The following is a 26,606-nucleotide window of genomic DNA, read 5'->3' as shown; positions in this document are numbered from 1 at the left end:
CTCGGGACGCGGCGGCGGTGGTACATGTATTCGTTTCACAGGGCCCGGATTCGTGCGCCTCGACATCGCGGAATGGCGTCGAACCGAGAAACTTCGCGAGCAGCGATGACTCCGGGCCGCAGCCGTGGTCTACATGCTGACCCTGCACGAGTGCGACCCGACCGAACAGGACAGCCCCCATGAGCGAGCAGCCGCCCGGCCGCATCACCGGCATCCACACGATCGGTGTCCCGGTCACCGACCAGGACAAGGCCATCGGTTTCTACGTCGGCACCCTCGGCTTCGAGAAGCGCATGGACATGCCGCTTCCGCCGCTCGGCTCCCGTTGGATCGAGGTCGCGCCGGCAGGTGGGGCGGTGTCGATCGCACTCGTCCAGGCGCACGACGGACTGCCCAGCGGTGGCGAGTGCGGCGTCCGGTTCACCACCCCGGATGCGGCCGCTCTGCACAGGGAGCTGACCGCCGCCGGTGTGGACGTCGACGAACTCCTGAACTGGCCGGGCGTCCCGCCGATGTTCGCGTTCCGCGACCAGGACGGCAACGGCATGGAGATCGTCCAGGACACGGCTCAGCAGTAGGGCGCGCGAGTGAGCCCGTCGAAGGCGGTCGTGCCGGGTCGGGTGCGCTGGGCGCTGGAGGTGCTCGACCCGGGGCCCGCCGAACACATCCTCGAGATCGGGCCGGGACCGGGGATCGCGGCGGGGCTGGTGTGCGACCGGCTGACGACGGGCACGCTGCTGGCCGTCGACCGCTCCGCCGTCGCCACGCGGCGCACGGCCGAGCGCAACGCCGCGCACGTCGAGGCCGGACGGCTGCGCGTCCGCACGCTGTCTCTGGAGGAGCTGGACGTACCCGCCGCCGGTCTGGACTCGGCGTTCTCGATCGACGTCAACCTGTTCTGGACCAGGGTGCCCACCCGCGAGCTGGCGATCCTGCGGGCGGCGCTGCGCCCCGGCGGGGCCCTGCACCTCTGTTACGGCTCCGGCGGCCCCCGAGCGTCCGAGCGGCTGTGCGATCCGATCGAGGCGACCATGCGGGAGCACGGATTCGTCGACGTGGCCGTGCGCACCTCGGACGAGGGGCTGTCGATCTCCGGCCGAACTCCGCGGTGATCGCTCCTGGCCGTCACCGCTGCGCGTAACGCTCTACGAGTTCGGAGCCGAGGCGGGCGAGCTCGGCCTTGACGGAGTCGGGTTCGAGGACCTCGACGATGGCGCCCCACCCGGCGAGCTCCTGTGCGATCGACACGGCCATCGGCGCCGCGACGCGGACACGGACGCGCCCGTCGTCGCGGGTCTCCAGAGGCTCGCAGTGCCGGCCGAAGCGGTCGCGCAGGACCGGCACCAGGCGTGCGGAGATGAGCAGAGTCGCCGAGAGGAGTGAACGGCGCTGCTCGACCTCGTCGACCACCCGTTCCCACTCGCGCGACAGATCGAAGTGGGCGGGGCGCTCGGCGACCACGTCGGTCACGGTCATCTCGCCGATCCGGTCGACGCGGAACGTCCGCTGTCCCTTCTCGGTGCCGGCGACGAGGTACCAGACGTCGTCCTTGTCGACCAGGCCCCACGGATCGACGACGCGGCGCGTCCGCTGGTGGGCGCGGTTCTCGTACTCCAGGGAGATCTTGCGGCGGCGGACGACGGCGTCCTGGAGCGTGTCGACCAACGCGGGGCGTGCGCGGTGTGGTCGCCCCACCCCGTCGAGTCGACCACGACGGCATCGGCCGCGGCCTCCGCGTCTGCCCGGAACGTGTCGGGCAGCGCCCGGACGAGCTTGCGCAACGCCGACCGGACCGGCGGCGCGACGGACGCCGCTGGGCCCGCGAGCAGGAACAGGGCCCTCGCCTCGGTGGAGGTGAGGCCGGTGAGGTCGGTGCGGGCGCCGCCGACGAGCGACCACCCGCCGCCGCGTCCGGGCTGCGGGTAGACGGGGACGCCTGCTGCGGACAGCGCCTCGAGGTCGCGGCGCGCGGTGGCGACCGACACCTCGAGCTCCGACGCCACCTCGGCCGCGGTCACCCGGCCACGTGCCTGCATGAGCAGGAGGGTGGCCACCAGCCGGTCCGCGCGCATGACGCAATCGTCTCAGGAAAAGTGCTCATGAGATGAGCACTTCACCCCCGCATGATGACGGCGTTCACCGCGGTGGAGACACCACCCGGCACCACCTCGACCTCCAGGGAGCACCGATGTTCCGAGGATTCGCCACCATCAGCTTCTACGCGGACGACCTGGCCGCGGCGAGGGACTGGTACACCGAGCTGCTCGGTGTCGAGCCGTACTACGCCTACCCGGCCGTGCCCGCCCCGCCGGCCTACCTGGAGTTCCGCATCGGCGACGACGCGGACGAGCTCGGCTTCATCGACCGCAGGTACGCCCCCGCCGGCGCAGGCAACGCCCCGGGCGGCGCGGTGATGCACTGGCACGTCGACGACCTCGCGGGCACCGTCGAGAAGCTGCTCGCGATGGGCGCCACCGAGTACCAGCCGATCACCCACCACGGGGACGGGTCCGGCTTCGTCACCGCCTCGGTGGTCGACCCGTTCGGCAACGTCCTGGGCGTCATGCACAACCCGCACTACCTCGAGGTGCTCGCCGCCAGGACCACCGGGTGACCGCCGTGCGCACGTTCCACGCGCCGGACCGCGCGCAGTGGCGGGCGTGGCTGCGAGCGGGCCGTGCTGGAGTGGATCGCCAGGGCCGAGCGACCGGAGACGAGGCAGCGCCGCATCGCACGGACTGTCGAGTGCGGTGCCCGCAACCTACGGCCGTGACGACGATCAGTTCCGTCCGGTGCCCAGGTCGAGCGTGCCGAGACGGCGGGGGTCGCCGATCACCTCGATCTCGGTGATCCGGTCGTGCTCGATGGTCACGCGCAGCACCACGACGAGTCGCCCGCCCGGCGCGACGACGATCCCCGGCGTCCCGTTCACGAGCGCCACCTCAGCGGACCGGGCCCGGTGGGCGAACATCCGGGTCTCCTCGGAGACGGCACGGGCGCCGTGGACGTCGGTGGCGGTGGCGGCCGGCACAGCGAAGCGGTCGGCTCGCCGGACGACATCCGGCGCCAGCAGCGTGACCAGCGTGTTCAGGTCTCCGCCACGGGAGGCGATGAGGAACGCCTCGACGACGGCATGGTGCCGGGCGAGATCGACCTCGTCGATCGCCGCCACCCCGCGGACCCGGCTGCGGGCACGGCTGGCGAGCTTCTTGCTCGCCACCGTGGATCGCCCCACCACGGTCGCGATCTCGTCGAAGGGCACGGCGAACATGTCATGGAGGACGAACGCGACTCGTTCGGCCGGCGTGAGCCGCTGCAGGACGACCAGGAGGGCGAGGCCGACCGACTCGGCCAGCACGGCCTCGTGCTCGGGCTCCGTGCCGCCCCGCTGCTCCACGAGCGCGTCGGTCGCATTCGTCAGGGGCTGCTCGGCACGGGTGCGGCGGTTGCGCAACATGTCGAGGCACACCCGGGCCACCACCGTGGTCAGCCAGGCTGACAGGTTCTCGATCTCGCCGCGGTCGGCTCGATCGGCCCGCAGCCACGCGAGTTGTACGGCGTCGTCCGCCTCGTCCAGCGAGCCGAGCATCCGGTAGGCGACAGCGCGCAGGTGATCGCGCTGGGCCTCGAACTGCACCGCCAACCCCTCGTGAACGTGCATCGGTCACCTTTCCCGTTCGGCATCCGTCAAGGAGGTGACGAACCGGACCAGGAGGAGTGCAACGGGACAGGAGACGATGCGTGAGTCTACAGACGGGTCGTTCTCGTTCTCGTTCCACTGATCATCACGAAGGACGAGGCGATGAAATTCTTCAGACTGGATTCCAGCCTGCACGTAGACGGGTCGGTGAGCCGCGCGCTCGCCGACGTCGTGCAGAAGGAGTGGAGCCGGGCCTACCCGGCCGCCGCGTTCATCCGGCGTGACCTGGGGCGTCATCCGCTGCCGTCGGTCTGGCCCGCGGCGGTGGCGGGCCGCATAACGCCCGAGGACGCCCGCACGGACGAACAACGCTCGGCCGGCGCGCTCGCCGCGCGGCTCGTCGACGAACTCCTCGAGTCGGACGCCTACATCTTCGCGGTGCCCATGTACAACTTCGGCGTTCCGCAGCAGGTCAAGCACTGGATCGACCTGATCATCACCGACCCGCGGGCCGACGATGTCAACCGCCCGCTCCTGCCGGGCCGTCCGGCCGTGCTGGTGGAGGCCCGGGGGGGTGGTTACGGCCCGGGGAGCGATCGCGAGGGGTGGGATCACGTCACCCCGTACCTTTCGCACATCCTCGCCGACGTCTGGGGCCTCGACCTCGCGATCACGGCGGCGGAGCTCACCGTCGCCGACGCGAACCCCGCAATGACGCACCTGAGAGGTCTCGCCCGCCAACGGATTGCCGACGCTCACGCTGCCGCAAGCGACCACGCGATCAGCATCGCGAGGCGGCTACGCACGGCAGCCTGATCCGGCGCATCCCCGATGATCGCCCCGAGATCCGGATTTCCGCCCCCGCGAGGGCGCATAACCCGATCTCGCGGCGATCTTTATCCGCAAATCGCAGTGAGTTCGGTCGCCGGGGACCGGCTGCGCAGCGATGATTCGTTATTGTCGGCTTGACGAGATCGCCTTCCGGCGGGGCCGCCGTCGTCCGCTGTGACCGGATCGTGCTCGTCGACGGCGGGTGGAGCGCCGGGCCGGCGGAGCCACGATTCCCTGAAGCCGACGACGGGGGGAACATGATCACCGAGATCGTCACGATGGACGTCCGGCTGGGAGCCGAAGAGGCGTTTTCCTCCGCTTTCGGTGAAGTGTGTGGTCTGCTCCTCGTGTCGGTCGGCTGCCGGTCGGTGAAATTGGTCCGTGGTGTCGAGGACCCTTCGCGTTTCGTGGCCATCGTTGAATGGGATTCCGTCGAGTCGAGCGTGAAGAATTTCGTGGATACGGTGCGCTACATGGCGTTCGCCGCGCGGCTCATGCCGTATTTCGTGCAGGATCCGTTGGTGGAGCACTTCGACGACCAGCTGGCCTGAGCCGTCCGGCGGCGTTCGTCGGGCGGACTTGACACAGCGCGACGAGCAGCATGCAATATTTTGCATGCCGGTTCCGTCGCATCGTGGTCTCGTCCCTCGATCACTCCTGCGTGAGGATGCGTACCGGGCGATCCGCGACGCCATCGTCGACGGCACTCTCGCCCCGGGCGAGCGGCTCAATGACGCCGACCTGGTGGAGTGGCTGGGCGTGAGCCGCACGCCCGTGCGCGAAGCGCTGGCCCGGCTGGAGCACGCCGGTCTGGTGCGCACGAAGCCGGGGCGCTACACGATCGTCAGCCCGCTGGACGTGCGTGCAGTCCGCAACGCCCAGTCGGTGACGGCGGCCATGCACGAGCTCGCCGTCCGTGAGGCGCTACCGAACCTGTCCGCCGCCGAGCTGGACGCCATGCGCGCGGCGAACGCCCGCTTCGCCGACGCGTTGCGACAGGGCGATGTCGAGGCAGCGGTCGCGGCCGACGACGAATTCCACGACGTCCCCGTCACCGCGTGCGCCAATGACGCGGTCCGGAGCGTGCTCGAGCAGTTCACGCCGGTGCTGCGCCGGGTGGAACGCCTGCGCTTCTCCTCGTTGAGCGGCCGGGGTTCCGTCGCGCAGCACGAGCGGATCATCGCGCTCTGCGAAGCGGGCGACGTCGACGCGGCGGCGGCCGCCACCCGGGCCAACTGGCAGACGCTCGCGCCCCTGCTCGACACCCCGCCTCTCGACGGCTCGTCCTCGCCGTAACCCGAGCACCCAGCTAAGGAGCCAGCTATGTCCATCGACGACTTCGAGCGTCACCCCCTGCTGTTCGGCCCGAGCCCTGTCCACCCGCTCGAACGGCTCAGCGACCATCTCGGGGGCGCCCGCATCTGGGCCAAGCGGGAGGACTGCAACAGCGGCCTGGCCTACGGCGGCAACAAGACCCGGAAGCTGGAGTACCTCGTGCCCGATGCCCTCGCCCAGGGCGCGGACACCCTGGTGAGCATCGGCGGGGTGCAGAGCAACCACACCCGGCAGGTGGCTGCGGTCGCCGCCAAGCTCGGGCTGAAGGCCGTGCTCGTCCAGGAGAGCTGGGTGGACTGGCCCGACGCGGTGAACGACAAGGTCGGCAACATCCTGCTGTCGCGCATCATGGGTGCCGACGTGCGCCTCGTCCGTGCCGGGTTCGGCATCGGCTTCAAGGACAGCTGGCACGAGGCTCTCGACGACGTCCGGGCGGCAGGCGGCACGCCCTACGCGATCCCCGCCGGAGCATCCGACCACCCGCTGGGGGGCCTCGGCTTCGCCAACTGGGCCCGTGAGGTGCAGGAGCAGGAGCGCGAGCTCGGGATCTTCTTCGACACGATCGTCGTCTGCAGCGTGACCGGTAGCACCCAGGCGGGCATGATCGCCGGGTTCGCGGGACAGGACCGGCCCCGCCGCGTCCTCGGAATCGACGCGTCGGCGAAGCTCGCGGAGACCCGTGCCCAGGTGGAGAAGATCGCTCGCGCCACCGCCGATCTCATCGGCCTGCGCCGAGAGCTCGGCGACGACGAGATCATCGTGCTCGAAGGCTGGGCCGGCGACGAGTACGGAATCCCTGTGCAGTCCACGGTCGACGCGATCCGCCTCACCGGCGGCCTCGAAGGGATGATCATCGATCCGGTGTACGAGGGGAAGTCGATGGCCGGGCTCATCGACCTCGTCCGCACCGGCACTATTCCGGCCGATTCCACGGTCCTGTATGCCCATCTCGGCGGTCAGCCCGCGATCAACGCGTACAGCGGCGTCTTTCCCTGAGCGACGCGTATGGGTATGTCGAACGATCCCGCTCGGCCTGAAGGTCGACCCGTTGTAAGAATGTCCGGGACCCGATGCATGGGGCTGACGGGTCCTTCGGGTGCCCGCGGTCGGGAGGCACCCGAAAAGGGCGGACATCTGGAGGGCGGGCACCGTGAGTGCGACTTACGCGATCGAACCGGTGCCGTCGCAGGATGAGCAGTTCGAGCACCCCGCGCTGTACTACAGCGGGTTGGACGAGTTCCTGGCCGGCACGGTTCCGTTCGTCCACGATGGTCTGGCCCTCGACGAGCCGGTGGCGGTGGCCGTGCCCGCGTCCCGGTTGGAGCCCCTGCGCGTCGAGCTCGGGGCGGCCGCCCAACGCGTGCGGTTCGTGAACATGGCCGAGGTCGGGCGGAACCCGGCCCGCATCCTTCCGGACGTGCTGCTCGCCTTCGCCGACGAGCACGTCGGCGCCACCCGTGTCCGGATCGTCAGCGAGCCGATCTGGTCCGGCCGCAGTGCGGAGGAGTACCCCGCCTGCTTGCAGCACGAGGCCCTGATCAACCTCGCCTTCGCCGATAGCCCGGCCACGATCCTGTGCCTGTACGACACCGCGGGCCGCACCCCGGAGGTGCTGGCCGATGTCGAAGCCACGCACCCGGTGGTGGTCGACGGCGGTGCGCTCCGGGCGAGCACCGGCTATTCGATCGAGCGGGTGCTCGCCGACGTCAACCGCCCGCTGCCGCAACCGCCGCAGGACCGGCCGCTGCTGGTCAACGCGCACCTGCTTGGCGGGGGCCGGCAGATCGCGATGGCGGAGGCGCGAAGCGCGGGGCTCGACGAGGAACGGGTCGCCGACGTCGAGATGGTGGCCAACGAGCTGCTCACCAACAGCATCGAGCACGGTGGTGGCACGGGCCTGCTGCGCACCTGGACCGAGAACGGGCATTTCCTCGTCGAGGTCCAGGATTCGGGTCAGCTGCTCGACCCCCTTGCCGGCAGGCGCAGACCCGGCCTCCTGCAGTACCGCGGGCGGGGCCTGTATGTCGTGAACCAGCTCGCGGATCTCGTCCGGATCAGCAGCACGGCCGGCGGCACCACGGTCAGGGCGTGGTTCCGGCTCCGGGTTCGACGGGTGCGCCACTGGCGCTGAGGCCCGAACGCGTGGAGCGAGCCTCCGCGCGATGATGGGCGCGTGCCGAGACCACCGATCCTCGACGTCCCGATCGCGGAGGACCCCATCCGGCTGGGTCAGTTCCTGAAGCTCGCCGGCCTCGCCGAGCACGGCGTCCATGCCAAGGCGCTGCTCGAGGCCGAGGAGGTACAGGTCAACGGGCGGGTCGAGACCCGGCGAGGAGCGCAGCTGCGGGCCGGGGACGTCGTCGCGGTCGGCGAGCAGCGGGCGCGGGTGGCGTCTGCGTGAGGCTGTCTGCCCTGTCGGCCGGCCGCGTCCGTCCGTAGAGCGGATTGCTCCGGTTCTCCTTCCCTTGGCCGAGTGAACGCTCCGCCGTTCGGGTGATCACGGTGACGATGCGCTGTGCCATACGGCCGTGTAGTTCATCCGAAGGTGTGCATATGCGCACCACGCCGGGGTGACCGGCAACGACTGCGCTACCTCCGGCGAGCTACCCCCGCACCTGAAGGGCAAAGGCGCCACTAAGGGGGGAGGAGCCGTGCAGCATCACGCTGTTCGTGACGTCGAGGCTCAGGCCGGGATCGCGGACGAGGGGGCGGGACGATGACCGCACCCGTGGGACGCAGGCCGGGCAGCGACGAGCGCAAGAAGGCCGTCAAGAGGTACTTCCAGATCACGCCCGATGAGCACGATCGGACCCGCGCACGGCACCAGCAGCAGGCCGCCGTGGTGTCCGTCGTGGTCGCGGGCTCACTGCTGCTGGTGGGGATCCAGGTACTCGCGATCCTGGTGGCGATGCTGGCGCTGGTGCTGGCGTTGCAGGGGCTCAGCGGGATGGCGGACTACCGGCGCCGTCTCGCCGCGGCCGAGCCGAAGCCGTCGGACCAGGAGATGGACGACACTCTCAAGGAGGACCTCCATGCGGCCGCCGAACGGGCCATGCGCCGCCTGGGTCTGACGAGGAACGATCTGGAGCTGCACAGCGACGAGGTCGATCCGCCCGCCGAGGCTCGCAGGCGGCCCCGGCTCGCCGACCAGGGTCGTGGGCCGCTCGTGGTGTTCGGGCCGTCCAACCGGGCGCGCGGTCGCAGCGGGGCGGACCGCGTCTGGAGGTTCACCCTCTACGACGTCATGGTCATCTGCCCGACCGGGCACCACCTCGGGATCTACAAGTGCGTGCTCGACTTCGCCAGTGGGAGTCGCAAGGACGAGGAGACCTACGAGTTCCACTACACCGACGTCGTGGGCGTCTTGACGAGGACGCGGGAGCGGGCCGAGCTGGGACTGGAGCTCGTGTACAGCTCGTCGATCGCGGTGCCGCTGCACCGCACGATGACGCGCGAGTTCGAGATCGTGGTGTCGAGCGGCGACCGCAGCGCCATCGTGGTCGGGATTCGCGACGACGAGCGGCTCGATCAGCAGCTCGTGCTGCAGGAGTCGGGCATCGACCGCGTCACGGCCGCGGTGCGGCGCATGCTCCGGGCGAAGAAGGGCGCGCCGACGCGGTGATCGTGTGGTCAGTAGCCGACGTAGTCGCCGGAGCTGTTGCTGCGTCCACCGGCCTTGAGGGTGGAGATGCCGTACTGCGCGATCATGTACCGCACGCCCGCCGTGATGTTGGCGACCGGGTCGGTGATGGACCTGCCGCGCAGCGAGGGGTGCACGTACGCCCGGAACGTGGACGGGATGGTCTGCATCAGGCCCTGCGACGGGGTGCCCCGGCGAGCGTTGCTGTCCCAGGTGTTGATCGCGCGCGGGTTGCCGCCGGACTCGGCCATGATGATCTTCTTGAGGCTGGGGGCGTAGGACTGCGGCATATCCATGATCTTCAGGGCCTCGGCGATCCAGCCGTCGAGGCCGCCGCGCTCGATCAGGGCCGAGATCCGGTCGTTCTCGGCCTGCTCGCGGGCCTGCTTGGCGTGCAGCTCTGCGAGCTGCGCGGCCAGCGTGGTGGCCTTGTCGAGCATGGCCAGGTGCTCGTCGGCAGAGTCGTCGGAGGCGTCGTCGGAGGTGTCGACCGCGAAGCTCACGGGGATCAGGGCGGCGACGCGGTTGGACTTGAGCGGCGAGCTGTCCGACGCGAGCGACGTGGTGGTGAACTCGTCGGCTGCAGCGGTGGTGGCGGTGTCACCGGGGCTGGGGATGAGTGCGGTGAGGGTGCCGGTGGTGACCGCGCCGACCGCGGCGGCCGTGGCGAGGACGGTGGTGCGGATTACCGGGCCCGTTGGTGCTGGTGCGGATGCGGCCTTGTGGCGGGCGGATACGGGATCCACTGACCAGAGCGCGCGACGACCACGGGGGGAGCGGTGTCCTGCCAACGACTGCCCTTTCAGCGCGGGGGAGCGACCCTCACGACGAGCAGCCCGGTCGGGGGTCCGGTGAGCCGGGTGGGGAGTCCCGGCTCTGTGCGCTCATGATCGGATCGTAACGCTGGCGTGACTGTATTGGCGGCTCCTCATCGTGGGCAAGGCCACGAACGCCCGGCCACCGCAGCCCGACTGCCGTTCGGCTCGCAGGGACGACACGCGCGAATAAATGCGTTGATCGTTTTTCACTCACACGGGGCGATAAGCGGTCCTCGAGGTGAGAAGGAGACATGAGTCGCCGAACTCGTGCCACAGATAGCCCCGGTCGACCGCCGCCGAATATGCCCGGCCGACGAGGCGCGGGCCGGCGACGGCCTCGAGGAGCAGCAGGTGAGAGGCCGTCGGCTCGTGCCAGCCCGTGACGAGGCCGTCCACGGTGCGCGCTGAGCGGTCGGGTCCCAGCACGAGGTGGGTCCATCCGGCACCGGCACGGACGTGGCCCGCGGGGTCGGCCACCGTCTCCAGCGCGCGCGTGACGGTGGTGCCGACCGCGACCACACGTCCGCCCGCTTCCTTGGTCGCGTTGACGGCGTCGGCCGTGTCGGTGGGCACCTGGTAACGCTCGGGCAATGGCACCTCACCGGCTTCGAGCGACGAGACACCGGTGTGCAACACGATCTCGGCGACCCCGATCCCACGGCTGTGCAGGTCCGCCAGCACGGCCGGGGTGAACGGGCGACCTGCGCTGGGCATCTCGGCGCTGGCGAACTCCGGCCCGGGCTTCGCGAAGACCGTGCGGTACGTGTCGATGGGCCAGTCACCGCGCAGGTAGGAGTACCGGATCGGGCGGCCCACGTCCGTCAGCCACGGCCGCAGGCCGCCCGCCACGGGGATCCGTGCGCGCCAGAGCCGGCTTCCCTCGATGACCCGAGGGTCGGGGTGAGCGGTCAGCAGCGAGGCCACCACACCCCGGGGGAGCCGTACCGACTCGCCGGCCCGTGCGTCGGTGACCCGCCGCCCGTCCGGGGTCCGGAGCTCGACGACGAACAGGTTGTCGGGTGCCGGGCCGGAGATGTGGAGCGTGACGGGCGAGTCGTCGCCACGGTGTCCGTCGACGGCGGCGGGCTCGGTGTCGGAGGTGTTGACCACGAGGAGATCGCCCCGGCGCAACGCGCGCGGGAGACCGCGGAACGTCGTGTGCTGCAGCGGTCCACGGTCGCGGGCCACCAGCAGGCGCACACCGTCGCGAGCCACCCCGCGCGCCTCCGGCGGCTCGGTGGCCGAGAGCTCAGGCGGCACGGTGAAGGTCGTCGCGGCGCTCACGCCGGGCTCCCGGCCGTCGTCTCGGTGGTGGCGGGGCGGTCGGCGTCGGACAGGTCCGCGGCGCGGTAGCGACCGCTCTCCGGTCTGCGGTCGAGCAGCCGCAGCAGGGCCGGGACGACCGTCGCCGGCTCGGGACGGTCGGAGATGTCCTCGCCGGGGAAGGCACGCTGGTGCATGGCGGTGCGCATGTCGCCGGGGTCGAAGGCGTACACCCGCAGAGCCGGTTCCTCCACGGCGAGCACGGCCGCGAGCTGGTCGAGTGCGGCTTTCGCGGCGCCGTAACCGCCCCACCCGGGATAGGCCTCGACGGCCGCGTCCGAGCTCAGGGTGATCACGGTGCCCGCTCGGGATGCGCGCAGCAGCGGCAACGCGAGCTGGGTGAGCGCGAGCGGGGCGAGCACGCCCGTCTCGAACACGCCGCGCAGCGCGTCGAGCGGATAGCGCTCGAGTGTGGGCAGCGGGGAGGGGCCGAGCTCACCGGCGTTGTGTACGAGCAGGTCGAGTCGTCCCGCCGCGCGCAGCAGTTCCGCGCGGAACTCCGGGTCGTTGACGTCGCCGGGGAGGGCGATCACACCGGGCAGGCCTGCCGTGGCGGCATGGAGCCTGGCGGAGTCGCGTGCACAGGCGATCACGGTGGCGCCGCGCGCGGCGAGCGACTCGGTGAGGGCGAGGCCGAAACCCTGTCCCGCACCGGTGACGATGGCGGTCATATCGGTCATGCGACTACGGTGCGACTTGAAGTCAGCTTCAGGTCAAGGGGAGATCGCATGGAGACGACCGACCTGCTCACGATCGGTGAGGTGGCACAGCGCAGCGGTTACCCGCCGTCCGCCCTGCGGTACTACGAGCGGGAAGGGCTGCTGCACACCACACGGACCTCCGGCGGGCAGCGTCGCTACGAGCGATCCGTGCTGCGCAGGCTGGCCTTCATCCGGGCCGCACGCACGATCGGCGTGGGCCTGGACGAGGTGCGCGAAGGCCTGGACAAGCTCCCCGACGGCCGGACGCCGACCAAGGCCGACTGGACACGGCTGTCGCGCTCGTGGCGCGGGCGGCTCGACGAGCAGATCCAAGCCCTGGTCGCCCTGCGCGACGGGCTCGACTCGTGCATCGGTTGCGGCTGCCTCTCACTGCAGCGCTGCCGGCTCTACAACCCCGAGGACCGAGTGGGTGAGCTCGGTCCCGGGGCGCGGTTGTTGCCGCCGATGCTGCGGCGCAGCCCGGCGGAGGGTGTGTGAGGAGCCCGTCGGTTACGAGGAGAGCAGCCGCGGGCGCGCCGACCAGCGAGCCGGCAGCGACCGGTCCACCCAGGCGTGAAGCTCCTCGGCGGGCGGCCGGGTGCTGATCGCCGACTGCTCGTGCTCGGCGAGGAACGCGGTGGTGCGCTCCTCCCAGCCGACGCCCAGGCAGGGCACGCCGGTGGACACGGCGAAGACCAGCGCGTGGATGCGCAGGCCGAAGAGCGCGTCGGCCTCGCCGACCACGGCCTTGGCCAGCGCGGGCGGCAACTGCGGGCCGAGCACGGGAACCGTGCGTCCCAGCCGCTCTCCGAGCTCCTCGACCAGCACCTCGTCACGCCGGGCGAGCCCGAGCCCGTAGTCGGCGTGGGTGCTGATGGCGAGACCCGCGACCGCTCCACCGCGCTCGATCCAGCGCCGGGCGAGCGTCTCGGCTGCGTCCTGCAGGCAGTCGACGAGGATGGGGTTGGGCAGCGCCTTGGGGGCGACGAGCAGCAGCGGCACCGCGGGGTCGACGCCGGCCGCGGCGAGCGCACGCCGGGCGTCGGCCGCCGGTGCGGGGGTGAGCCCCATCGCGAGGTCGCCCACCACCGGCGCCACGATCGCGGGGCCGAGCGTGGCCGCCGAGACCTCGTCGCGCACGGTGATCCGGCCGGGCTTGCGCACGGAGCGACGCAGCAGGTCGAGCACCCGCTCGGGCGTGCCGGGGTAGACGCCGACCGCCACGTAGGCGATGTCACGACCGCGGGCCGTGGCGGCCCAGACGATCGCCGGCAGCGCGTTGACCAAGGACGACGAACCGGTGCCGAACAGGCCCCCGCCGACGACCGCGATGCCGTCGCACCACTTGAGCGCCTTCGTGAACGGGATGCCCTCCATGGCGACGGCGGGCACCCGGTGCAGGGCTTCGACCATGCGGGGGTTGCGCGACACCACGCGCACCTCGGTGCCCTCGGGAAGCTCCTGCAGCGTGCGGGCGAGCATCGCCTCGTCGCCGGTGTTGCCGTTGCCGAAGTTCCCGATGATCAGCACGCGGGTGGCCCGTGGAGTGGTGGCACCCCGGCTCTCCTCGGCGGCGTGCCGCCTGCCGAGATCGGCGAGCTGCTGGCGGATCAGGCTGGTGCGGGGGTCCGTCATCGAGTTCCTCGGGTTCGGCGGCGCAACTCTTGTGACCATCACTCGAGTTGCGGAGAGCTGCTGGTGCGGGAGCTGAGCTGGGGCGCGGTCACTCGTGGAACGAAGCCTAGGCCGTGGCGTGGTCGAGACTGCCGGGGCGGTCGCCGAACGGCCCTTATGACGCGGTCGCCGACCAATGGGACATGCTTACAGTCCGATCCGTCAGCTGTCCATATGATCGTATGATGATCTATGAGATCCGCGAATACACCACCGTTTCGGGTCGCATGCCTGCCCTCGTGAAGAGGTTCAAGGACCACACACTGGGCTTCTTCCGTAAGCACGGGATGGAGGTCGTCTTCATCACGCTCACCGAGCTCGGCAGCAACTCCAACAACGAGCTCGTGTACGTGCTGCGGTTCGACTCCTACGACGACATGGTCACCAAGTGGGCGGCGATGCAGGCCGACCCGGACTGGCGGGAGGCGCGCAGCGCCAGCGAGGCCGACGGCCCGATCGTCGCGGTGATCAACCGGCGGGTGCTCAGCCAGGCCGCGTTCGAGTCCGCCCTCTAGGAGACCCGCCCGGCACATCGGGCCCTTGCGCGGAACTTCCCCTTGCGGTCACGTGCACGGGGATGCGGCGAAGCGGCCCGATGAGCGAGGGTGACCATGTGTCTGCATCAACGGAGCGCTGGCTCACCTTCGAGGGACTCGACAACGTTCGCGACATCGGCGGGTTGCCGCTGCGCGACGGCCGCACCACACGGCCGGGGAAGCTGTTGCGCAGCGCGTCGCTGCACTACTGCACCCCGGCCGACGTCGGTCACCTCGTCGACGTCGTCGGGTTGAAGCTCGTGCTGGACCTGCGCACGCCCCGGGAGATCGAGGAGGACGGGCCCACCGCCGTCGCCCGCGCAGGCGTCGAGACGGTGGCGCTCAACTTCCTTCCCGAGCAGGGTCGCACCCTCCCCGAGACCGACGACGACACCGACCCGTTGGTGCGCAACTACCTCGGCTACCTGTCCGACCGCGGTGAGAACGTCGTGGCCGCGGTGCGGTTGCTCGCCGACCCGGACGCCGGGCCCGCGCTGGTGCACTGCGCGGCGGGGAAGGACCGCACCGGGGTGCTCGTGGCGTTGGTGCTGGACGCGATCGGCGTCGAGCGCGATGCGGTGGTGGCCGACTACGCGCTCTCCGCCGAGCAGGTGGAGGCGCTCTTCCGCCGGTGGACCACGGCGTCGGGCGAGCCGATGCCGGCGGACATCACGCGGCACCTCCCGCGGGCCGACGCGATGGCCACCGTGCTCGCCCGGCTCGACGCGGACTTCGGCACGAACGGGGCGGGCGGCGCGGCCGGGTGGCTGAAGGCCAACGGCCTGGACGACGAGTCCCTGAAGCGCCTCGGAACCCGCCTCACGGCGGACTAGCGGGGCACCGACTCGCCGACTCGCACGCTCAGGGGAGCTCTTCGATCGTCACCGACGTGTCGAGCTTGCGGAGTGTGGCGGGTTCGCCGGTGACGGCGGGCCAGCCCCGGCGGCGGGCGCTGGCCGCCACCTGCCCGGCGACGATGTCGTCGTGCCCGGATGCGGCCAGCAGCAACCCGGACTCCAGGGCGGAGGCTGGGCCGAGCTCGTCGATCACCGTGTTGGGCAGGTCCAGCAGCACCTGCAGGGCCGGGTGGTGCTCGGGTTCGAGCAGCGCCCAGGCCCGCCCGAGTGCGGCGCTCGGCACCGCGAGCACGATGTTCTCCTCGACAGCGGCCCACACGAGCGCCCGGACGTAGACGGGTCGTCCGATGGCGAAGGCGGCCAGTGCGGTGGTGTCGAGCACGCGTCCGCCGATCATGCGGCGCCTGCCAGGGCGCCACTCCGATGTGGAGCGCCCATCAGACAGCAGCTGCCGGCGGCACCAGGCGCAGCGTCCGCCGCGCCTCGGCCAGCTCGGCGGGTGGGGGTGGGCCACCGTAGAGATCGGCGAGTGCGGCGAGGGACCGGTCGCGGAGCTGGCGGGCGGAGACGGCTTCGGCGATGTAGGCCGAGATGCTCCTGGCTGCTCCGCGCTGCACGGCGTTGCGGGCCTCCGTGACCAGTTCGGCCGGAAGGCTCACTGTGACACGCTCAGTGCGCATGTGCGGAGCGTACCCGCCGTTCCTTTTGTGCTCACCCACCGTCAACCCGGGCGGCGCTCAGAGCCGACGTCGCATCTCCGCGGCGAACGACTCCTGGGCGTGCCGCATGGTGGCGGCCTCCCGGGGATCGGCGAACAGCTCGCGCATGGTCGCCTCGTCGACGTCTTCCAGGTGCGTCTGGATCCACCAGATGTTCCCGACCGGATCCTTGATGCGCCCGCCGCGGTCGCCGATGATCCGCGACGTCGCCACCTCGGTGACGACGACCGCTCCTGCGTCGAGGGCTCGGGCCACCACCTCGTCGACGTCGTCGACGTAGACGCTGAGGAGGCTCGGGATGTCGGGCCATTCGGGCCGCGCGTCGAACACCATGAGGACCGAGTCGCCGATCGTCACTTCCGCGTGGCCGATCGTGCCGTCCTGGTTCAGGACGCGCAGGGCGGTGGCGGTGCCGAAGGTCTGCTCGACGAAGTCGAGGAACGCCGCTGCCCCCTTGGCTGCCACGTACGGGGTGACCGTCGCCTTGCCGCCGGGGATGGTCGTCGTCGCCATGTGCGTCTCCTTGCCGTGATCGATCACGCGGACCGCTGCTCTGCCGTCCGGCAGAGCGTCTCCGCCACAGCGGCCACTTCCTGTCCGCAATCGGAAGGTGAAGATCCGATGACTCCGCGGGTCGCGGGGGATGACGGCTACGCCGGTTACTCGTCGGTATGCCAAGGTGGTTCCAGCCTGATCCGGCGACGAGGAGAGCGCGCATGGACCTGACCTACACCGCAGCGGAGGAGGCGTTCCGCAGCGAGCTGCGGTCCTGGCTGCGGGCGAGCATCCCGGAGGAGTGGCAGCGCCCGGGGTTCTGGGACAAGCTCGACGGCGACGAGAGCTTCCGACTGCGTCGCGACTGGGAGCGCGACAAGGCGCTCGCCGGTTTCGCGGGCATCGAGTGGCCCACCGAGTTCGGCGGCCGCGGGGGAACCCCCGGCATGAGGGCGATCTACGACGAGGAGATGGTGCTGGCGCGTGCCCCGCGCACCGTCAACCCGCTCGGCCTGTCGTTCCTCGCCCCCACCGTGATGGCGATCGGCACCGACGCGCAGAAGAAGGAGATCATCGGTCCGCTGCTGCGCAACGAGGTGATCTGGTGCCAGGGCTTCTCCGAGCCGGGCGCGGGATCCGACCTCGCCGCCCTGTCCACGAAGGGCGTGCGCGACGGCGACGACTTCGTGGTCAACGGCCAGAAGGTGTGGACCACCAACGCCGTGCACGGCGACAAGATCTTCACGATGGTGCGCACGGAGGCAGGCTCCGCCAAGCACCGCGGCATCTCGATGCTGCTGATCGACATGCACCAGCCCGGCGTCGAGGCCCGGCCGTTGAAGCAGATGAGCGGGGCCAGCGAGTTCGGCGAGGTGTTCTTCACCGATGCGCGTGTGCCCGCCACCGACTGCCTCGGGGAGATCGGGGACGGCTGGCGCACCGCGATGCTCCTGCTCTCCTTCGAACGCGGCGCGTCCGGCATCGGCCAGTACACGGAGTTCCGCCGCCAGTACGACGAGATCGTCGAGGTCGCGAAGAAGCTGGGCCGGGACCGCGACCCGGTGGTGCGCGACAAGCTCGCCCGTGTCCTCGTCGATCTGGAATGCCTGCGGCTGCACGCCATGCACGTGCTGACGCAGGTGGAGCAGGGCCGTGACCTCGGGTTCGAGGCGTCGATGACGAAGCTGCAGTGGTCCGAGACGTTTCAGGACCTCTGGGAGGTCTTCGACGACATCGTCGGCGAGGACGCCACCCTCGACTCGGTCGACGACCTCGACCTGCGCCCCTTCCACGGCCAGTCGATGTGGTCGCGATCGGTCACGATCTGGGGCGGGTCCTCGCAGGTGCAGCGCAACATCACCGCCGAGCGCGTGCTCGGCCTGCCGCGATAGGAGCTGGTCATGTTCTTCGCACCGACCGACGACCAGCGTGAGTTCGGCGACGCCGTGCGCGGCTACCTCGCCGACCGGTTCGACCTCGAGGCCGTCCGGGCCGTCGTCGAGGACACCGACGGCGACGGGCACCCGGCGTCACTGTGGAAGGCCGCGGCCGAGCAGGGCTGGCTGGCGGTGCTCGTGCCCGAGGAGCACGAAGGCCTCGGGCTCGGGCTGGTGGAGGCGCAGGTGATCGCCCGTGCGCTCGGCGCGGGCGTGGCGCCCGGGCCGTGGCGGGGCACCGTGCTCGCCGCGGAGGCGATCCGGCTGGCCGGGTCGGACGAGCAGCGAGCCGCCTGGCTGCCACGGCTCGCCGTCGGCGACGCCGTCGGAGCCCTGACCCTGCGCGGCACCGCGCCGGGCGTGCTCCGCACCGTGGAGTACGGCGAGATCGCGGATGTCGTCGTCGCGCGCTCCGGCGACGGGCTCACACTCGTCCACGGTGGATCCGCCACTCGGCAGGGGTCCTACGACGGCACTGTGCGGCTGGCCTCGGTCGAGGCCGACGCGGGCGAGGCGTTGCCGGGGGCGAGCGCGCAGGTGCTCGACGAGCTCGCGGCGCGGGCCACCGTGCTCGTGGCCGCCGACCTGGCCGGGATCGCGCGCGAGGCACTCTCCCGCACGGTCGCCTACGACCGTGAACGAGAGCAGTTCGGTGTGCCCGTCGGGTCGTTCCAGGCGATCAAGCACGCGCTGGCCGACCTGCACATCGGCGTGACCATGGCCGAGCACGCCGTGCTGTACGCCGCCCACGCCGTGGACACCGGGCTGGCCGACGCCCCGCTCGCCGTCTCCGTGGCGAAGGCCAAGGCGAGCGACGTCGCCATCGGATCGACGGCAGCGATGATCCAGTACCACGGCGGTATCGGGTACACGTGGGAGCACGAGTCGCACTTCTTCTACAAGCGCGCCAAGCGGCTGGCTGGCCAGTACGGCGACGCCGACTCCCATCGCGCGCGGATCGCCGATCTGACGATGTCCGGCTGACGTTCCTCTGTGTGGATACGAGTGCTCGCGCGCTCGTATCCACACAGGGGCGCTACCGAGATGTCCGCTAGTGCATCGCCCTTCAGGGTGGTGGTGAGGGCGGGCGCGGGTGTCCGTGCAGCGGGCGAGTGTGCCCTAGACCGGACGGTGCTGCTGCTCGATGTAGTGCTGCATGATGCTCAACGGGGGGCCGCCGACAGATCCGGCGAAGTACGACCCGGACCACAGTCGTTGGGCGCGCCAGTAGTGCTGAATGAGGTCGGGGAACTCTTGCCGTAGCCGGCGCGAGGAGACGCCTTTGAGGCTGTTGACCAGCTTTGAGATGGCGACCTTGGGCGGGAAGTTGACCAGCAGGTGCACGTGGTTGGCCTCGCCGGTGAACTCGACGAGCTCGACCTCGAAGTCGTCGCACACCGCTCGCATGATCTCTTCCATCCGCTTGAGGTGCTGGTCAGCGAACACCCGGTGCCGGTACTTCGTGATGAAAACCAAGTGCGCGTGCAGCTCGAAAGCGCAGTGTCTGCCAGTGCGGATGTCGTCCGTGTCGCCCACAAACCAACACGGTACGGTGATCGGGTGCGGCTCCGGTACGCCTACCGCCTTGACCCCACACCGGGTCAGCGGATCGCCCTCGCGAAGGCATTCGGGTGCGCACGAGTGGTGTTCAACGACGCCGTCGCGACACGCCGAGCTGCGCATCTGGCGGGGGATCCGTACCCGTCCGACGCGAGCCTGTCGAAGGCGTTGACCGCGGCGAAGAAAACCCCCGAGCGGGCATGGCTTGCCGAGGTGTCCGCAGTGGTGCTGCAGCAGGCGTTGGCCGATGCGAACACCGCCTACCGGAACTTCTTCGCCTCCCTCACCGGGAAACGGAAGGGACGCAAGCTGGGTACACCCCGGTTCAGGTCGAAACGAGACAGGGCACAGTCGATCCGGTTCAGCAAGGCCGCCCGGTTCCGAGTGACCCCCGCCGGTTGTCTAAGACTCGCCGGCGTCGGCGACGTCCCCGTCCGCTGGTCCCGCGAGCTGCCTGCCGACGCCTCGAGCGTGACCGTGACCGTGGACGCCACGGGCCGGTACCACGCCTCGTTCGTGGTAGAGGTCGACGACCAGCTACTCCCGCCGACCGGGCGGGAAGTGGGGATCGACCTCGGGTTGACCCATTTCGCGGTGCTGTCCGACGGCCGGAAGGTCGACAACCCGCGGGTCGCTCGCAAAGCGGCCCGCAAGCTGCGACGGGCACAGCACGAACTGTCCCGCCGTCAGAAGGGTTCGGCCAACCGCGGCAAGTCGGTACGCAAGGTCGCGCGCTGCCATGCCCGGGTCGGGGATACCCGTAGGGACTGGCTCCACAAGCTGTCGACCACGATCGTCCGCGAAAACCAAGCGGTCTATGTGGAAGACCTCGCCGTGTCCGGCCTTGCCCGCACACGGCTCGCTCGCTCGGTGAACGACGCCGGGTGGTCCACGTTCGTCGGCATGCTGGCGTACAAGGCGGCACGTCACGGGCGAACGTTCGCCAAGGTCGACCGCTGGTTGCCCTCCACCCGTGCATGCTCGACGTGCGGGACCATCGGCGAGGCCAAGCCCCTGCACGTGCGTGAATGGGTCTGCCCCTGCGGTGCTGTGCACGACCGGGACATCAACGCAGCAATCAACATCCTGGCGGCCGGACGGGCCGACAGACCAACGCCTGTGGAGCTGGTGTCAGACGGGACCCCGGTCCCGCAACCGGCCGTGAACCAGGAACCCACCGGGAGCGCGGCATGAGCCCCGCAGACCGGAATCCCCGCCCTTCAGCGCGGGGAGGACGTCAATTCTGCCAGCCGATGTTCTCCGGGGTGGTGCTGAAGTAGCGCCCCGGGCCGTAGTTGGCCAGGCCCGTCTTGACCGCTTGGATGTCCGGCAGGTTGACCGCGGGCATCACGCCGAACGTCCTGAACGCCGCGACCTCCGCTTCCGAGGCCCGCGCGAACTGCTCCTGGGCCGTCGGCAGGGTGTTCACCGACCGGACCAGTGCGTCGTTCTTGGGGTCGTTGACGCCGGACTTGATGAACTGGGTGTCCGAGCAGTACAGCTGGCAGATGAAAGCGATCCCGTACGGGCTGCCCGCCTGCTCGCCGGCGTAGAACATGTCGAACTGCTTCCCGGCGATGATCTTGGAGAAGTCGCTCGACGGGACCTGGCGGATGTCCAGCTTGATGCCGACGTTCTTCATCATCGCCGCGGTGGCGCCGGCGATCGCCTTCCCGATGGGGTCGTCGCCGGTACTGACGTAGCTGAACTCGAGCGGCCGGCCGTCCTTGACCCGGACGCCGTCCGGTCCCACGGTCCATCCAGCCGCGTCGAGGTCCTTCTTCGCCTGCTCGGGGTCGAACCTGACGACCTGGCCGAAATCGTCGTGGTAACCCTCCTGGAACGGCAGCAGGTTCATCGAACCGACAGGGTCCGCCGTGTAGCCGAGGCCCTGGAGCTGGACCTTGACGATCTCCGCGCGGTCGATGGCCTCGAAGACCGCCTTTCGCACCCGGATGTCGGAGAGGACGGGGGTGGTGCCGTTGAGCGTGAAGAAGTCGATCTGCAGGGAAGCGCTCTTGCGGATCTCCGTGCCCGGTTGTCCCGCGACCTGTGCCAGCCGGTCCTTCGAGTCAGCCGACACAGCGTCGATCTGACCGTTCTTGAAGGCGTTGATGGCCGCCGAGTCCTCCATGGCGATGAAGATCCTCGAGTCGAGCTTTCCCCTTCTGCCCCACCATTTCGGGTTGCGCTCGAAGGTGATCGTGCCGTTCTGCTGATCGAACTTGCTCACCGTGTACGGTCCGGCGCCCCATTCCGGGTGCGGGTTGTTGATGTACCCCTGGTTGAACACGGCGGGCGACAGGGCCGCCGGGTTGAGCAGGGAACCGAACAAGGCCTGCCACCACAGGTTGATGCCGTTGAACGTGACCACCACCTGGCGCGAGTTCGCGCCGGGCGTCAACGACCGGATGCGGTCGTAGCCGTCGGTGGAGCCCACGATGTAGGCAGGATCGGTGCCCCGGGAGGCCTTCCACACCGCGTCGAAGGACGTCCAGTCGATGGGCGTGCCGTCGTTGTATGCGGCCTTCGGGTTGATCGTGTAGGTGACCCGGGTGTTCCCGTCGACGGTCTCCTGCTTCACGTCGGTGAGGTAGTCCGGGTCGAAGACGGCCTGTCCGTCGGCGGTGAACGTGATCAGGTTCGGGTTGTACCAGCTCCAGACCTCCGCGCCGTAGGCGGTGGCGCCGTCGCTCTGCCAGGTGTTGAACTGCGGAGTGATCTCCGGCAACGAGGTGGTGAGCGTGCCACCGTCCCTGATGTTGTCGTAGGGCTGCGGGTTGTAGGCAACCTGGCCGGCCAGGGACTGGGCGTTGACCTCGCCACCGGTCGACCCGGCGGTGCCGCAGGCCGCCAGCGTCACCGACAGCACCGCGGTGGCCGCGAGGGCAGCGGTTCGCTTCAGGACGTGCATGGTCGGGTTCCTCCTGGATGAGGGGGTGCCGGGGCGTCAGCGGAAGTGGCAGGCGTTCAGGTGGTCGACGTCGTCCCTCCCCGTGAGCTCGGGCGTCTCTTGCGCGCACCGTGCGCGTTGCCCGTCGTCGAGGGTCGGGTGCAGAGGGCATCGGCTGACGAACCGGCAACCGGGCGAGGAGTCGGTGGGGCTGGGCAGGTCGCCGCGCAGCACCACCCGTTCCCTGGTGCGCTCGACCAGCGGGTCGGGAACCGGGATCGCCGAGAGCAGCGCCTGTGTGTACGGATGCCGCGGGTCGTCGAACACGACGTCGACGGCACCGATCTCCACGATGCGCCCCAGGTACATCACCGCGACGCGGTCCGAGATGTGGCGCACCACGGACAGGTCGTGCGCGACGAAGAGGTAGGAGAGCCCGAGCTCGGCCTTGAGGACGTTCAGGAGGTTGATCACGCCGGCCTGGATGGAGACGTCCAGGGCCGAGACCGGCTCGTCCAGCACGACCAGCGACGGATTGGTGGCCAGTGCACGGGCGATGCCGATGCGCTGGCGCTGTCCCCCGGAGAAGGCGGTGGGGAAGCGGTCGCTGTGTTCGGGGTCGAGTCCGACCAGCGCCATCAACTCGTCGATCCGCTGTTCGGTCGCCTCCCGGTTCGCCTCGCCCACGGCCCGCAGCGGTTCGGCCAGGATGTCGAAGACCGTCAGCCGCGGGTCGAGTGCTCCCATCGGGTCCTGGAACACCATCTGGAGCTTCCGCCGTAGCGCCCGTTCCTGGCTGCGGCCCTTCAGGCTCGCCACGTCGACGCCGGTGATGCGGATGCTGCCCCGTTCCGGGACACGGAGGTTCATGATCTCCAGCAGCGTGGTGGTCTTCCCGCAGCCCGACTCGCCGACCAGCCCGAGCGTCTCGCCCTGCCGGATGTCGAGGTCGACATCAGAGACCGCGTACACCGACCCGATGCGCCGCTTCAGCAACTTGCCCTTCAGCAGGGGAAAGGTCTTGCTGAGCCCGTCGAGCTCGAGCACGGCGGGGCGCCGTTCGCGGGCGATCGCCGCCGATGGGGGCACCGGCACGGGCGGCACGGGGTAGATCGCCACGCCGTCGACCCGGCCGTCGTCGATGTGGGCGGAGCGGATGCACGCAGCGGCGTGCTCTCCGTCGAGCGGCACCGGCGCCAGCACGGGTTCCTCGGCGGAGCACTCCGCCACCGGTATCGGGCAGCGCGGCCGGAACGGGCAGCCCTCGGGCAGGTCGACCAGGAGCGGGGGGTTGCCGGTGATCGGCAGCAGCGGACGTCGCTCGGTGCGATCCACCCGCGGGACGGCCCCCAGCAGCCCGATCGTGTAGGGCATGCGGGGCCGGGCGAACAGCGCACCGACCGGCGCCTTCTCCACCGGACGGCCCGCGTACATCACCAGCACGTCGTCGGCGGTGCCGGCCACGACGCCGAGATCGTGGGTGATCAGGATGAGAGCCGCTCCCGTCTCGGCCTTGGCGAGCGCGAGGACGTCGAGGATCTGCGCCTGCACCGTGACGTCCAGGGCTGTGGTCGGCTCGTCGGCGACGAGCACCCGTGGGTCGTTGGCGATCGCCATCGCGATCACCACGCGCTGGCGCATCCCGCCCGAGAACTCGTGCGGGAACGAGCGTGCCCGGGCGGCAGCGTTCGGGATGCCGACCAGGTCGAGCAGCTCGACCGCCCGTTTCGAGGCCGCGGTCCGGTCGAGTTTCTGGTGGATCTGCAACGCCTCGACGATCTGACGCCCCACGGTGAAGATCGGCGTCAGCGACGCGAGAGGGTCCTGGAAGATCATCGCGAGTTCCCGGCCGCGGATCGCCGACATCTGCCGGTCGTCGAGGCCGAGCAACTCCTTGCCGCCGAAGGTCACGGAGCCGGACACCGCGGCGTAGTCCGGGAGCAGGCCCATCACCGCCATCGACGTGACCGACTTGCCTGAGCCCGACTCGCCGACGATTCCCAGCGTGCGGCCGGGGTGCAGGTCGAAGTCGACGCCCCGGACGGCCGCCACGCGCCCGGCCTCCGAGGGGAACGAGACCTCGAGGTTGCGGACCGAGAGCACGGGATCGGTGTCCGGAACGGTGGTCACGCCCCGCCCCCGGATCGGGACGTCGGATCCAGCGCGTCGCGCAGCCCGTCTCCGATCAGCGCCATCGAGACGGTCAGCAGCGTGACGAGGACTGCCGGGACGTAGAACAGCCACGGCGCGCTCGACACGGTGTCGGCGCCGTCGTTGAGCATGGTGCCCAGTGAGACGTCCGGCGGTTGCACCCCGAACCCGATGAACGACAGGGCCGTCTCGCCCTGCACTGTGGCGACCACGCCGATCGTGAACGTCACCACCAGCAACGACCCGATGTTGGGGATCAGGTGGCGCAGGACGATCCGGATCCGGCTGACGCCCATGAACCGTGCCGCCAGCACGTACTCCCGCTCGCGCAGCGAGGTGGCGAGAGCCCACACCACGCGTGCGTTGTACATCCAGCCGAACACCGTCAGGACGACGATGAGCACCCTCCAGTCGCCGCCCGCCTTCTGCGAGACGAGGGCGAGGATCAGGAATGAGGGCACCACCAGCAGGAAGTGCACGATCCCGAGGACGACGCGCTCCGTTCTGCCGCCGAAGTAGGCGGCGACGGCACCGACGAACGCGGAGATGATCGTGGTGAGCAGCGACACCGAGACCGCGATGACCAACGACCGCTGCAGACCGTGCACGGCCTGGGCGAACGTGTCGTTGCCGGCGTTGTTGGTGCCGAAGATGTGGTCGGGCGAGGGCGGGACCGTCAGGGCCGCGAAGTCGACGTCGCTGTACGAGTACGGCGTGAACAGGCCGCCGAGCAGCGCGAACAGCACGAGAAGGGCCAGGATCACCAGCCCGGCCACCGCGCCCTTGCTGCGGAGGAACCGGCGCAGATAGAGGCGGCGCCTGCTCAGCCGGCCGCCACGGTGCTGATGGCTCCTCCCGGTGGTGGGCGGTTGCCGGTCGAGGTCGACCGACGGGACCCGGCCGGGGAGGTTCGTGGTCACGAGCCGGTCACCCGCACTCTCGGGTCGAGGACCACCACGGCGATGTCGGCGAGGATCGCGCCGATCGCGGTCATCAGCGCGCCGAACGCGGCGACGGCGACCACCCCGTTGACGTCGTTCTTGCTGATCGTCGACGTGAAGTACTGGCCCATGCCCTGCCAGCCGAAGATCGTCTCCGTGATCACCGCGCCGGTGAACAGCGCAGGTATCGCGAACGCGACGGAGGTGGCCACCGGGATCAGCGACGTGCGCAGGCCGTGGCGCCGGATGGCCTCCTGGCGGGTCAGGCCCTTGGCCCGCGCGGTGCGCACGTAGTCGGAGTTGATGTTGTCGAGGAGCAGCGAGCGCTGCAGCAGGTGGTAGCCGGCGTAGCTGGTGAGCGTCAGCGAGATGGTGGGCAGGACGAGATGCTGGATCCGGTCCAGCACCAGCGGCCAGAACCCGCTGACCGTCGGCGACTGTGCCCCCGCGACGAAGAGCAGAGTGCTGCCGAGCGACTGGTTGAGCATGATCGCGAGGAGCACCACCACGAGTGACGCGACGGCCGTGGGGACGTTGATCGTGATGATGGACAAGCCTTGGTGGAACCGGTCGGCGAAGCGGTACTGGCGCGATCCCGTGTAGACACCGAGGGCGATGCCGATGATCGTGGCAAGAATGGTCGACAACAGTACGAGCTGTGCGCTGACGCCGATTCGGAAGGCGATCTGGGTGTTGACGCTGTCGCCGATCGGGGAGTAGCCCCAATTCCAGTGCAGGACGATATCGGTGATCCAGTGCCACCAGCGGTCGAGCAGTGGAGTGGCCGGGCTCAGGTTGTACTGGGCGAGTGAGCGGTCGATCTCCTCGGGGGTGCGAGGAGGCCTCAGCTGCAGGTAGTTGGCTCTCGGATCCAGAAACAGGTTGGCGAGAAAGTAGGTCAGGTTGGTGGCCACCACGATCATGAGTAGCCAACCGAGAGTCTTCTTGAGGAGGTATCTCAGCACGCGGCTGGTACTCGCTCTCTCCCATGAAGGTCGGTATCGATCAATGGTCAATGGTACCTGCGTGGTCGGATCGCGGGTGTCGGCCGGAGGG

30 protein-coding genes and 1 pseudogene are annotated in these 26,606 nt (G+C 69.9%); 17 read left to right on the top strand and 14 right to left on the bottom strand.

Annotation, left to right across the window (positions count from 1 at the left end; all coding sequences use genetic code 11):
- Positions 1-179 precede the first annotated feature (179 nt).
- The gene (locus MMF94_RS04575) at positions 180-578 is read left to right on the top strand and encodes a VOC family protein (protein WP_241034966.1); all 399 of its coding nucleotides are present in this window, start codon (positions 180-182) and stop codon (positions 576-578) included.
- 9 nt (positions 579-587) lie between these two features.
- Entirely contained in the window at positions 588-1,112 is a 525-nt protein-coding gene (locus tag MMF94_RS04570) for a class I SAM-dependent methyltransferase (protein ID WP_241034965.1), read from the top strand.
- A 13-nt stretch (positions 1,113-1,125) separates the two neighbouring features.
- Here the strand turns inward: MMF94_RS04570 and MMF94_RS04565 are convergent.
- Positions 1,126-2,072 (bottom strand): annotated as a pseudogene (locus MMF94_RS04565) (helix-turn-helix transcriptional regulator).
- A 116-nt stretch (positions 2,073-2,188) separates the two neighbouring features.
- Between MMF94_RS04565 and MMF94_RS04560 the strand changes: the two are divergent.
- Together MMF94_RS04560 and MMF94_RS04555 are read left to right on the top strand one after the other, a co-directional pair.
- Positions 2,189-2,614 carry a VOC family protein gene (locus MMF94_RS04560; RefSeq protein WP_241034964.1) on the top strand — a complete coding sequence of 142 codons (426 nt, stop codon included), beginning with the start codon at positions 2,189-2,191 and terminating at the stop codon, positions 2,612-2,614.
- A gap of 63 nt (positions 2,615-2,677) precedes the next feature.
- Positions 2,678-2,773 (top strand): YdeI/OmpD-associated family protein, encoded by a 96-nt coding sequence (locus tag MMF94_RS04555; protein WP_241034963.1) that lies wholly within the window; start codon positions 2,678-2,680, stop codon positions 2,771-2,773.
- A gap of 6 nt (positions 2,774-2,779) precedes the next feature.
- On the opposite strand, the gene MMF94_RS04550 is transcribed toward MMF94_RS04555, so the two are convergent.
- Complete coding sequence (locus MMF94_RS04550) at positions 2,780-3,661, bottom strand: sigma-70 family RNA polymerase sigma factor (protein WP_241034962.1); 882 nt, start codon at positions 3,659-3,661, stop codon at positions 2,780-2,782.
- Between the two features lie 141 nt (positions 3,662-3,802).
- Between MMF94_RS04550 and MMF94_RS04545 the strand changes: the two genes are divergently transcribed.
- The 7 genes from MMF94_RS04545 (at position 3,803) to MMF94_RS04515 (ending at position 9,428) form a co-directional block, all read left to right on the top strand.
- Entirely contained in the window at positions 3,803-4,456 is a 654-nt protein-coding gene (locus tag MMF94_RS04545) for an FMN-dependent NADH-azoreductase (RefSeq protein ID WP_241034961.1), read from the top strand.
- Positions 4,457-4,656: 200 nt separating this feature from the next.
- Positions 4,657-5,022 (top strand): antibiotic biosynthesis monooxygenase family protein, encoded by a 366-nt coding sequence (locus MMF94_RS04540; RefSeq protein ID WP_241034960.1) that lies wholly within the window; start codon positions 4,657-4,659, stop codon positions 5,020-5,022.
- A gap of 64 nt (positions 5,023-5,086) precedes the next feature.
- Complete coding sequence (locus MMF94_RS04535) at positions 5,087-5,767, top strand: GntR family transcriptional regulator (RefSeq protein ID WP_241034959.1); 681 nt, start codon at positions 5,087-5,089, stop codon at positions 5,765-5,767.
- Between the two features lie 27 nt (positions 5,768-5,794).
- A complete protein-coding gene (locus MMF94_RS04530) occupies positions 5,795-6,802 on the top strand; it encodes a 1-aminocyclopropane-1-carboxylate deaminase (protein ID WP_241034958.1) in 1,008 nt (335 codons plus the stop codon).
- A 154-nt stretch (positions 6,803-6,956) separates the two neighbouring features.
- Positions 6,957-7,937 carry a sensor histidine kinase gene (locus MMF94_RS04525; protein ID WP_241034957.1) on the top strand — a complete coding sequence of 327 codons (981 nt, stop codon included), beginning with the start codon at positions 6,957-6,959 and terminating at the stop codon, positions 7,935-7,937.
- Between the two features lie 42 nt (positions 7,938-7,979).
- On the top strand, positions 7,980-8,207 hold the full coding sequence (locus MMF94_RS04520; RefSeq protein ID WP_241034956.1) for an RNA-binding S4 domain-containing protein: 228 nt from the start codon (positions 7,980-7,982) through the stop codon (positions 8,205-8,207).
- Positions 8,208-8,522: 315 nt separating this feature from the next.
- Positions 8,523-9,428, top strand: coding sequence for a hypothetical protein (locus MMF94_RS04515; protein WP_241034955.1), 906 nt, complete (start codon positions 8,523-8,525; stop codon positions 9,426-9,428).
- 8 nt (positions 9,429-9,436) lie between these two features.
- Here the strand turns inward: MMF94_RS04515 and MMF94_RS43255 are convergent, their stop codons facing one another.
- The 3 genes from MMF94_RS43255 to MMF94_RS04500 all read right to left on the bottom strand — a co-directional run bounded on the left by MMF94_RS43255 (position 9,437) and on the right by MMF94_RS04500 (position 12,267).
- On the bottom strand, positions 9,437-10,192 hold the full coding sequence (locus MMF94_RS43255; protein ID WP_277398645.1) for a transglycosylase SLT domain-containing protein: 756 nt from the start codon (positions 10,190-10,192) through the stop codon (positions 9,437-9,439).
- Positions 10,193-10,474: 282 nt separating this feature from the next.
- Positions 10,475-11,548 (bottom strand): S-adenosylmethionine:tRNA ribosyltransferase-isomerase, encoded by a 1,074-nt coding sequence (locus MMF94_RS04505; protein WP_241034954.1) that lies wholly within the window; start codon positions 11,546-11,548, stop codon positions 10,475-10,477.
- The gene (locus MMF94_RS04500; RefSeq protein ID WP_241034953.1) at positions 11,545-12,267 is read right to left on the bottom strand and encodes an SDR family NAD(P)-dependent oxidoreductase; all 723 of its coding nucleotides are present in this window, start codon (positions 12,265-12,267) and stop codon (positions 11,545-11,547) included. Before MMF94_RS04500 ends, MMF94_RS04505 begins: the two co-directional genes overlap by 4 nt.
- Before the next feature lie 48 nt (positions 12,268-12,315).
- Between MMF94_RS04500 and soxR the strand changes: the two genes are divergently transcribed.
- The gene (soxR, locus tag MMF94_RS04495) at positions 12,316-12,786 is read left to right on the top strand and encodes a redox-sensitive transcriptional activator SoxR (RefSeq protein WP_241034952.1); all 471 of its coding nucleotides are present in this window, start codon (positions 12,316-12,318) and stop codon (positions 12,784-12,786) included.
- A gap of 12 nt (positions 12,787-12,798) precedes the next feature.
- On the opposite strand, the gene MMF94_RS04490 is transcribed toward soxR, so the two are convergent.
- On the bottom strand, positions 12,799-13,923 hold the full coding sequence (locus MMF94_RS04490; protein ID WP_241034951.1) for a polysaccharide pyruvyl transferase family protein: 1,125 nt from the start codon (positions 13,921-13,923) through the stop codon (positions 12,799-12,801).
- A 224-nt stretch (positions 13,924-14,147) separates the two neighbouring features.
- Here MMF94_RS04490 and MMF94_RS04485 point away from each other — a divergent pair, with 224 nt between their 5' ends.
- Both MMF94_RS04485 and MMF94_RS04480 read left to right on the top strand, forming a co-directional pair.
- Positions 14,148-14,477 carry an NIPSNAP family protein gene (locus MMF94_RS04485; RefSeq protein ID WP_241034950.1) on the top strand — a complete coding sequence of 110 codons (330 nt, stop codon included), beginning with the start codon at positions 14,148-14,150 and terminating at the stop codon, positions 14,475-14,477.
- 98 nt (positions 14,478-14,575) lie between these two features.
- On the top strand, positions 14,576-15,331 hold the full coding sequence (locus tag MMF94_RS04480) for a tyrosine-protein phosphatase (protein WP_241034949.1): 756 nt from the start codon (positions 14,576-14,578) through the stop codon (positions 15,329-15,331).
- Between the two features lie 28 nt (positions 15,332-15,359).
- Here the strand turns inward: MMF94_RS04480 and MMF94_RS04475 are convergent, their stop codons facing one another.
- Genes MMF94_RS04475 through MMF94_RS04465 form a run of 3 tightly spaced genes read right to left on the bottom strand, consistent with a single transcriptional unit; the run spans position 15,360 to position 16,587 of the window.
- Positions 15,360-15,752, bottom strand: coding sequence for a hypothetical protein (locus MMF94_RS04475; protein ID WP_241034948.1), 393 nt, complete (start codon positions 15,750-15,752; stop codon positions 15,360-15,362).
- A gap of 40 nt (positions 15,753-15,792) precedes the next feature.
- The gene (locus MMF94_RS04470; RefSeq protein ID WP_241034947.1) at positions 15,793-16,035 is read right to left on the bottom strand and encodes a ribbon-helix-helix domain-containing protein; all 243 of its coding nucleotides are present in this window, start codon (positions 16,033-16,035) and stop codon (positions 15,793-15,795) included.
- Between the two features lie 57 nt (positions 16,036-16,092).
- Positions 16,093-16,587 (bottom strand): VOC family protein, encoded by a 495-nt coding sequence (locus MMF94_RS04465; RefSeq protein ID WP_241034946.1) that lies wholly within the window; start codon positions 16,585-16,587, stop codon positions 16,093-16,095.
- A 203-nt stretch (positions 16,588-16,790) separates the two neighbouring features.
- On the opposite strand from MMF94_RS04465, the gene MMF94_RS04460 reads away from it, so the two are divergent.
- Together MMF94_RS04460 and MMF94_RS04455 are read left to right on the top strand one after the other, a co-directional pair.
- A complete protein-coding gene (locus MMF94_RS04460) occupies positions 16,791-17,960 on the top strand; it encodes an acyl-CoA dehydrogenase family protein (protein WP_241034945.1) in 1,170 nt (389 codons plus the stop codon).
- A gap of 9 nt (positions 17,961-17,969) precedes the next feature.
- A complete protein-coding gene (locus tag MMF94_RS04455; protein WP_241034944.1) occupies positions 17,970-18,989 on the top strand; it encodes an acyl-CoA dehydrogenase family protein in 1,020 nt (339 codons plus the stop codon).
- A 135-nt stretch (positions 18,990-19,124) separates the two neighbouring features.
- On the opposite strand, the gene tnpA is transcribed toward MMF94_RS04455, so the two are convergent.
- Complete coding sequence (tnpA, locus tag MMF94_RS04450; RefSeq protein WP_241034943.1) at positions 19,125-19,541, bottom strand: IS200/IS605 family transposase; 417 nt, start codon at positions 19,539-19,541, stop codon at positions 19,125-19,127.
- Between tnpA and MMF94_RS04445 the strand changes: the two genes are divergently transcribed.
- Entirely contained in the window at positions 19,434-20,759 is a 1,326-nt protein-coding gene (locus tag MMF94_RS04445; RefSeq protein ID WP_241034942.1) for an RNA-guided endonuclease InsQ/TnpB family protein, read from the top strand. The genes tnpA and MMF94_RS04445 overlap by 108 nt on opposite strands.
- 43 nt (positions 20,760-20,802) lie before the next feature.
- Here the strand turns inward: MMF94_RS04445 and MMF94_RS04440 are convergent, their stop codons facing one another.
- The 4 genes from MMF94_RS04440 to MMF94_RS04425 are packed head-to-tail and all read right to left on the bottom strand — an operon-like array spanning position 20,803 to position 26,515.
- A complete protein-coding gene (locus MMF94_RS04440; protein ID WP_241034941.1) occupies positions 20,803-22,479 on the bottom strand; it encodes an ABC transporter family substrate-binding protein in 1,677 nt (558 codons plus the stop codon).
- A gap of 36 nt (positions 22,480-22,515) precedes the next feature.
- Positions 22,516-24,588 carry an ABC transporter ATP-binding protein gene (locus tag MMF94_RS04435; protein ID WP_241034940.1) on the bottom strand — a complete coding sequence of 691 codons (2,073 nt, stop codon included), beginning with the start codon at positions 24,586-24,588 and terminating at the stop codon, positions 22,516-22,518.
- Positions 24,585-25,529 carry an ABC transporter permease gene (locus MMF94_RS04430; protein WP_241034939.1) on the bottom strand — a complete coding sequence of 315 codons (945 nt, stop codon included), beginning with the start codon at positions 25,527-25,529 and terminating at the stop codon, positions 24,585-24,587. Before MMF94_RS04430 ends, MMF94_RS04435 begins: the two co-directional genes overlap by 4 nt.
- Complete coding sequence (locus tag MMF94_RS04425; RefSeq protein ID WP_241034938.1) at positions 25,526-26,515, bottom strand: ABC transporter permease; 990 nt, start codon at positions 26,513-26,515, stop codon at positions 25,526-25,528. Before MMF94_RS04425 ends, MMF94_RS04430 begins: the two co-directional genes overlap by 4 nt.
- Positions 26,516-26,606 lie beyond the last annotated feature (91 nt).

It is taken from the genome of Pseudonocardia alaniniphila, from assembly GCF_022524485.1.
GTDB classification, from domain to species: Bacteria; Actinomycetota; Actinomycetes; order Mycobacteriales; family Pseudonocardiaceae; genus Pseudonocardia; species Pseudonocardia alaniniphila.
Note: the sequence above shows the minus strand (reverse complement) of the source record. Positions and strands in the feature narration are given on the sequence as shown.

What these genes read in the sequence shown, in the direction of transcription:
- soxR (WP_241034952.1), top strand. Translation starts at nt 12,316, where the DNA reads ATGGAGACGACCGACCTGCTCACGATCGGTGAGGTGGCACAGCGCAGC.
- MMF94_RS04490 (WP_241034951.1), bottom strand. Translation starts at nt 13,923, where the DNA reads ATGACGGACCCCCGCACCAGCCTGATCCGCCAGCAGCTCGCCGATCTC.
- MMF94_RS04465 (WP_241034946.1), bottom strand. Translation starts at nt 16,587, where the DNA reads ATGGCGACGACGACCATCCCCGGCGGCAAGGCGACGGTCACCCCGTAC.
- MMF94_RS04515 (WP_241034955.1), top strand. Translation starts at nt 8,523, where the DNA reads ATGACCGCACCCGTGGGACGCAGGCCGGGCAGCGACGAGCGCAAGAAG.
- MMF94_RS04560 (WP_241034964.1), top strand. Translation starts at nt 2,189, where the DNA reads ATGTTCCGAGGATTCGCCACCATCAGCTTCTACGCGGACGACCTGGCC.
- MMF94_RS04485 (WP_241034950.1), top strand. Translation starts at nt 14,148, where the DNA reads ATGATCTATGAGATCCGCGAATACACCACCGTTTCGGGTCGCATGCCT.
- MMF94_RS04455 (WP_241034944.1), top strand. Translation starts at nt 17,970, where the DNA reads ATGTTCTTCGCACCGACCGACGACCAGCGTGAGTTCGGCGACGCCGTG.
- MMF94_RS04460 (WP_241034945.1), top strand. Translation starts at nt 16,791, where the DNA reads ATGGACCTGACCTACACCGCAGCGGAGGAGGCGTTCCGCAGCGAGCTG.
- MMF94_RS04500 (WP_241034953.1), bottom strand. Translation starts at nt 12,267, where the DNA reads ATGACCGATATGACCGCCATCGTCACCGGTGCGGGACAGGGTTTCGGC.
- MMF94_RS04530 (WP_241034958.1), top strand. Translation starts at nt 5,795, where the DNA reads ATGTCCATCGACGACTTCGAGCGTCACCCCCTGCTGTTCGGCCCGAGC.
- MMF94_RS04575 (WP_241034966.1), top strand. Translation starts at nt 180, where the DNA reads ATGAGCGAGCAGCCGCCCGGCCGCATCACCGGCATCCACACGATCGGT.
- MMF94_RS04545 (WP_241034961.1), top strand. Translation starts at nt 3,803, where the DNA reads ATGAAATTCTTCAGACTGGATTCCAGCCTGCACGTAGACGGGTCGGTG.
- MMF94_RS04470 (WP_241034947.1), bottom strand. Translation starts at nt 16,035, where the DNA reads ATGCGCACTGAGCGTGTCACAGTGAGCCTTCCGGCCGAACTGGTCACG.
- MMF94_RS04535 (WP_241034959.1), top strand. Translation starts at nt 5,087, where the DNA reads ATGCCGGTTCCGTCGCATCGTGGTCTCGTCCCTCGATCACTCCTGCGT.
- MMF94_RS04550 (WP_241034962.1), bottom strand. Translation starts at nt 3,661, where the DNA reads ATGCACGTTCACGAGGGGTTGGCGGTGCAGTTCGAGGCCCAGCGCGAT.
- MMF94_RS04475 (WP_241034948.1), bottom strand. Translation starts at nt 15,752, where the DNA reads ATGATCGGCGGACGCGTGCTCGACACCACCGCACTGGCCGCCTTCGCC.
- MMF94_RS04440 (WP_241034941.1), bottom strand. Translation starts at nt 22,479, where the DNA reads ATGCACGTCCTGAAGCGAACCGCTGCCCTCGCGGCCACCGCGGTGCTG.